Source organism: Aminobacter sp. P4_D5 (genome assembly GCF_056401815.1).
Genome location: NZ_JBFUIP010000250.1, coordinates 1 through 5,753 on the forward strand (window position 1 = coordinate 1; position 5,753 = coordinate 5,753).

The 5,753-nt window shown below is 61.9% G+C and carries 6 protein-coding genes; 4 read left to right on the plus strand and 2 right to left on the minus strand.

The window, feature by feature from the left end:
• Positions 1-353: 353 nt before the first annotated feature.
• Positions 354-1,163 (minus strand): hypothetical protein, encoded by an 810-nt coding sequence (locus AC1DWF_RS29550; RefSeq protein WP_476786093.1) that lies wholly within the window; start codon positions 1,161-1,163, stop codon positions 354-356.
• A gap of 852 nt (positions 1,164-2,015) precedes the next feature.
• Between AC1DWF_RS29550 and AC1DWF_RS29555 the strand changes: the two genes are divergently transcribed.
• Positions 2,016-2,312: a hypothetical protein gene (locus AC1DWF_RS29555; RefSeq protein ID WP_476786092.1), complete on the plus strand. Its 297-nt coding sequence runs from the start codon at positions 2,016-2,018 to the stop codon at positions 2,310-2,312.
• A 306-nt stretch (positions 2,313-2,618) separates the two neighbouring features.
• Here the strand turns inward: AC1DWF_RS29555 and AC1DWF_RS29560 are convergent, their stop codons facing one another.
• Complete coding sequence (locus AC1DWF_RS29560; RefSeq protein ID WP_476788191.1) at positions 2,619-3,599, minus strand: NAD(P)H-quinone oxidoreductase; 981 nt, start codon at positions 3,597-3,599, stop codon at positions 2,619-2,621.
• Between the two features lie 192 nt (positions 3,600-3,791).
• Between AC1DWF_RS29560 and AC1DWF_RS29565 the strand changes: the two genes are divergently transcribed.
• The 3 genes from AC1DWF_RS29565 (at position 3,792) to AC1DWF_RS29575 (ending at position 5,662) form a co-directional block, all read left to right on the plus strand.
• On the plus strand, positions 3,792-3,986 hold the full coding sequence (locus AC1DWF_RS29565) for a DUF1192 domain-containing protein (RefSeq protein WP_476786050.1): 195 nt from the start codon (positions 3,792-3,794) through the stop codon (positions 3,984-3,986).
• A gap of 78 nt (positions 3,987-4,064) precedes the next feature.
• Positions 4,065-5,312 carry an MFS transporter gene (locus AC1DWF_RS29570; protein ID WP_476788188.1) on the plus strand — a complete coding sequence of 416 codons (1,248 nt, stop codon included), beginning with the start codon at positions 4,065-4,067 and terminating at the stop codon, positions 5,310-5,312.
• An 86-nt stretch (positions 5,313-5,398) separates the two neighbouring features.
• Complete coding sequence (locus tag AC1DWF_RS29575) at positions 5,399-5,662, plus strand: ArsR/SmtB family transcription factor (protein ID WP_476786052.1); 264 nt, start codon at positions 5,399-5,401, stop codon at positions 5,660-5,662.
• Positions 5,663-5,753: the final 91 nt, after the last annotated feature.

Sequence of the window (5,753 nt, forward strand, 5' to 3'; positions counted from 1 at the left end):
GAGGCGTTCGCCCTCTTGGGTCAACTGTAGAGCGGATCTTCCAGCTGTAGTGGTCCAGTTGGCGAGTTTGTATCCGACAACGAAGTCGATTGCTCGAGCGAATGCCGGCTCCACTCTAAAAGTCCAAGGCATTGTGCCTGGCCTTGCATTTACGACAAGATCCAACAAGTAGTCGCTTCTGGCAGAGCGGATCGCATCATTGAGGATATGCAACTTCGCAAGAGAAGCCTGCTTAGAACGAGAATTTCCGAGCATTAAGACGATTAGGGAAACACGCCATTCGATTCGGAGATCACCAGGCACAGCAATTGGGCGCCTGCGGAATGAKAACCTTTCGGGTTGAACTTGAAAGGTCATTGTTGGTCATCCGGAAAATCAAGTGGGCACCGAATCAGCCATTCACCAACTGTCCCAACTGCGACAGTCGTCGCGAAGGCGCCTGGCATGCTGGGAAGATCCTTTGAAAGAGCATCTTCAAGGCGTGCAACGCTTTCTTGAAGCTGCGCGCCAGGCAACACGGAAGTTGCACCGACTGCGGCCAGACGCTGCTCCTCTGCGGTTAACGTCTGAATGGATCGATCCCAGAGCGCGGGATGGTTTAATTTGAGATCAGACAGTGCGTTTTCGCGATGCAAATGAGCACGAATGTAGGTATCGCGACGCTGTGCGATCTGTTGCGGAGTAAGTGTCGCCTTAAAGCCTCTTTTCAGCTTTTCGGAGAGACGACGTCCGATTTCGCCCTCTTGCTCGGCCGCGATGTCAATATTCGGATCGTGTGCCGGAAGTTTCAGCGGCATGACTGATTGCTGACGCAACCCCTCAATTTCTGCAGCGAAGTCTTCTTGGGAATGAACGAGCGCTTCAAATTTCTCGGCTAGAAAGGGCAAGTCGTGGGCGCGCAGGGCGAGCCCTTGCGCACGAACATGTGCAACAACGTCTTTGTTATCGAGAAACGGGCAGAGAAGTATCCAGCGGTCGATCGAGAGACCCTTGAGAATCCCCGACAGCTTGTCCTGGTTTTTCAGGATTTTATTGAGGTCCCTTGTAGCCTTCGCCTTCTGGGCCGTGGCAGCTTTTTTGAGATCAGAAGTCTCCTCTGGGGCATAGCATTGGTAGATTGTGCCGCCGATAAAAATGAACTCGATCCCGGCATCACCGGCCACGGTATCGGGGACGCATTGAACGTTCTGGTGTCCATGCCGCAATTGTACGAGCTGATGAGTGTAACTCTGCCACTCGTTGCCATCCCATGCTCGCCGATACTTCATAGCCCCCCCGATTTGCTCCATTGGTAGAGCAACAAATCTGGGATGCAACTGAAAAAGCACACCAACGATGCAGATCGCAAACGCTTAAAACTTCGGCTTCCGTTTTCCATTCGGTAGCCGGGCGATCCTGACAGCTGCAATGTGGCCAGCTGACGGAGCTGTGGTTGACACGCGGCCCTCTCGCAAGCGGACGCGAGTAGAAGACTGTGAACGCGGCGCATGCCCGCGATGTCATGCTTCCTCCTGGCTTAGCCGTAGAGCTTTTCCACGATTTCAGCGCCGATGAGCCTAGGCCTACCACCGCAACTCATTGTAATAGCAGCCCTTCCCTTGCGGTGTCCGGCCACAGAAGCGTGGATCGAAAAATTTTCTTTTCCACACCCCTTCGCACCTCAGCGATAATCCACCCATCGCCCTCAGGGAACCCGGGTCATGAACCGGATGCCTGGGGAGGGCGACGGCGTCCGGGCTGGCAGGGGATACGGTGCCCCTGCTGGGTGATGAGCCCCCAAGTCCGGGCCTTGCAGCGGCTGGCGGCGCGAAAGCGTTGAGGCGTCTGAGCGGGGCAAGAGCGCTGGCGGACGCATGGCTGCGCGTCACGCATTAGCATCACAGAGACGCAAGGCCATGCGTCCGGTTCCCAACCCCGGCTTCATCAGCGCGGGACACTTTTGCGCGCCCAAATTTCCCCCAACCACCCCTGCCCGCGCCACGAAACCCGGCGCGGGCGCCAACCGGAGACAGTTCATGCCGAGGAAACGCAAGCAACAAATCGAAATCATCGACCCGCCGCTGCCGGGCTACGGCCACCTGCCCTATTCCATGCACAACGCGCTTGTTCTGGCCGTCAGCATCGCCGCCACCATGGAGGGGGCGCACGAGAGGTGCCAGCGCCGCGAATGCCGCAATTTCGGCCGCTGCCGCGCCTCGCCGACCGAATTCGGCCGCGCCGGCTTCTGCCCGGTGCCGCTCGGGCGCGACTCCGACCGCCGCATCGAGGGCATGCTGTTGTTCACCATGCAACTCGCCCATGGCTGGCGGTGAGCTTGGAACATGGCCCCCTCACCCGACCTCCGCTTCGCTCGGCCGACCTCTCCCCGAGGGGCGAGGAGATTTGCCACGGCGCCGCCCACCTCTTCTGCGCAGTAGATACAGAGGCTCGAAGCCGCCGCCGACCTCTTCTCCCCAGCGGGGAGAAGGTGGCCCGCAGGGCCGGATGAGGGGGTATGGCGCGCGACGTCGACGACCTCCCTCCCCCTTGTGGGGAGGGATAAAGGGTACTCTTGGAGCGCTGGGGCAAAAAACCCCCACCCCTGCCCTCCCCACAAGGGGGAGGGAGAAGCAAGAACCTCACCCGACATCCAGCACGATCTTGCCGATATGCTCGCCCTCTTCCATGCGCTCATGCGCCCGCCAGGCTTCCCGGAGCGGGAAGATCATGTCCATGACAGGCGCCACCCGGCGGGTGGCGAGCAGCGGCCACACCTGGGCTTCGAGTGCTGCGGCGATCGCGCCCTTGAACTCGGTGGTGCGCGGCCTGAGCGTCGAGCCGGTATGGGTGAGCCGCTTGACCATCAGCCGTGAGAAATCGGCACTCGCCACCGCCCCGCCCTGCGTCGCGATCTGCACGATGCGGCCGTCGATGGCGGCGGCATGATAGTTGCGGCCGACATAGTCGCCGCCGACCATGTCCAGGATGACATTGGCGCCCTTGCCGTCGGTGGCGTCCTTCACCGCCTGGACGAATTCTTCCGTCTTGTAATTGATCGCGCGGTCGGCCCCGAGCTTGAGGCAGGCAGCGCACTTTTCCTCGGAGCCGGCGGTGGCGATCACATAGGCACCAAAAGCCGAGGCGAGCTGGATCGCTGTCGTGCCGATGCCCGACGAGCCGCCATGCACCAGAAGCGTTTCGCCCGCCTTGAGCGCGCCGCGCTCGAACACATTGTGCCAGACGGTGAAGAAGGTTTCGGGCACGGCCGCAGCTTCGGTGAAGGTAAAACCCTTGGGCACGGGCAGCGCGTTGGTCTCGTGCACCTTGGCGTATTCGGCATAGCCGCCGCCCGGCGTCAGCGCGCAGACCGCGTCGCCGATCCGCCAACGCGTAACACCCGCGCCAAGTGCCGCCACCTCGCCCGACACTTCGAGCCCGGGCAGGTCGGACGCGCCAGGCGGTGGCGGATACGCACCCTTGCGCTGCTGCACGTCGGGCCGGTTGACGCCCGCCGCATGCACCCGGATCAGGATCTCGCCCGTATCAGGCTCCGGCAGGTCGCGCTTTTCCGCCTTGAGCACGCGCGGCCCGCCGGGCTGGGTGATCGCCACCGCGAGCATCTTGTCGGGAAGTTGGGCGACGTTGGCCATGTCTTTTTGTTCTCCGCTGGTCCGGTGCGCCCCGGACTTACATGTCCCGGACTTTACATGTCCCGGGCTTTACATGTCCCGGGCTTTACATGTCATTGACCACACTATGTATTCTGATTGGCAAATCAGGCAAACGCCTGTCTGGAGATGAAGGAGAGCGACATGGCGCTGTTCGACGACGAGCCGAAAAAGAAAAAGACCGTCCACGAGATCGGCCAGGACCTGTCATTGCTGTCGGTCGGCGAACTCAACGAGCGCATCGCTGCCCTGCGCGCCGAGATCGTGCGGCTCGAGGCCGAGCTCGCCGTCAAGGGCTCGACCAAATCGGCGGCCGAAGCATTGTTCAAGCGCGGCTGATCCTCGCCCGCCACCGATAAGCCCCAAAGAGGCTATCATCACATTTTAGCACCTAATTGATTCGTGGTGGGACAACAGATGCTCGCAACCTACCGGCCGATCCTGTCGTTGCTTCGCGGCACCGCCTTCCTGCTCGCCGCCTCGGGCCTGCATGGCCTTCTGCTTCCGCTGCGCGGCCAGGAAGAGGGTTTCTCCACCACGGCACTCGGCCTGATGGGCACCGCCTGGGCGGGCGGCTTCGTTGCCGGCTGTTATTTTGCCCCGCGTGTCGTCCGCCGCGCCGGCCATGTCCGCGCCTTCGGCACCTTTGCGGCTTCCGCTGCGATCATCGCGCTGCTGACTGGCCTGATCGTCAACGAATATGTCTGGATCGCGCTGCGCGCCTTCACCGGCTTTGCCATGGCCGGCGCCTTCATGGTCATCGAGAGCTGGCTCAACGAGCGCGCCACCAACGAAAACCGGGGCACTGTCTTCGGCCTCTACATGATGGTCACCTACGCCTCGATCATGGCCGGCCAGATGATGGTCGCCGGCGGCGATGTCAGAAGCGACGCGCTGTTCATGGTCACCGGCATCCTGTTTTGCCTGTCGCTGATCCCGACCGCCGTTTCGAGCGCCGCCCACCCCAAGCCGCTGCAGGACGTCTCGCTCGACATCAAGGGCCTCTACGCCAATTCGCCGGTCGCCTCGGTCGCCTGTTTCCTCATCGGCGTCGCCAATGGCGGCTGGGGCACGCTGGGTGCGGTCTATGGCGCGCGCGTCGGCATTTCGACGCCTCAGATCGCTTTGATGATGAGCCTGGTGGTGGTCGCAGGCGCTGCCCTGCAGATCCCGGTCGGCAAGGCCTCCGACAGGACCGACAGGCGTTATGTGCTGATCGGCGCGTCGCTCGCCTCGGCGATTGCGGCGGTTCTGATCTTCCTGGTAGCGCCACGCTCAGGCCCGTTCGTGATTGCCATGACGGCGAGCTACGGCGCTTTTGCCTACACGCTTTATTCGCTGGCGGTGGCGCATGCCAACGACCACGCCAACCCCGAGGATTTCGTCAAGGTTTCGGGCGGCCTGTTGCTGCTCTATGGCTTTGGTACCATGGTCGGCCCGCTGCTTGGCGCTGGCCTCATGGACCACATGCGGCCGGAGGCACTGTTCCTTGCCACGGCTGCCGCACATTTCACCTTGGCCGGCTACACCGCCTTGCGCATCAGGCGCCGCGCGCCGGTTCCCATCGAGGATCGCGAGGCGTTCCAGACCCAGCCAGCCGACCGCAGCGCGACACCGGAATCGCTGCGTCTCGACCCCAGGCAGAAGGCCGAGACGGAAATCTGACCGCCGCACATGAACGGTGCGGGACAATACGGCAGCCTTGCGACTCATGGTTGAGATTTGGAACCTGTTGCGGCACAAAGGGAGCCATGACAGCTGACGACTCCTTTTTGGCCATATCCGATGCCAACCGGCGCCATCTGCTCGAAGAATTGCGGCGCGGCCCAAAGACCGTGGGTGAACTCGCGGCCGGCTTGCCGGTGTCGCGGCCCGCAGTGTCGCAGCACCTCAAGGTACTTCTGGATGCAGGCCTGGTCAGCGCGCGCGCCGAAGGAACGCGCCGCGTCTACGCGGTGAGCGTCACCGGGTTCAGGAAGCTCAATATCTGGTTAGATCAGTTCTGGGATGCTTGAGAAGCGACGGGGAAGTCGCCTTGGCGGCAAGCTCGGAGAGTTCGCACCCACCTAGGTTGACAAAACACATCACCCTGTCCCGGCGGCGATG

Excerpts from the sequence above, each read along its gene's own strand:
- AC1DWF_RS29555 (WP_476786092.1), top strand. The coding sequence starts at position 2,016 with ATGCCGAGGAAACGCAAGCAACAAATCGAAATCATCGACCCGCCGCTG.
- AC1DWF_RS29560 (WP_476788191.1), bottom strand. The coding sequence starts at position 3,599 with ATGCTCGCGGTGGCGATCACCCAGCCCGGCGGGCCGCGCGTGCTCAAG.
- AC1DWF_RS29565 (WP_476786050.1), top strand. The coding sequence starts at position 3,792 with ATGGCGCTGTTCGACGACGAGCCGAAAAAGAAAAAGACCGTCCACGAG.
- AC1DWF_RS29570 (WP_476788188.1), top strand. The coding sequence starts at position 4,065 with ATGCTCGCAACCTACCGGCCGATCCTGTCGTTGCTTCGCGGCACCGCC.
- AC1DWF_RS29575 (WP_476786052.1), top strand. The coding sequence starts at position 5,399 with ATGACAGCTGACGACTCCTTTTTGGCCATATCCGATGCCAACCGGCGC.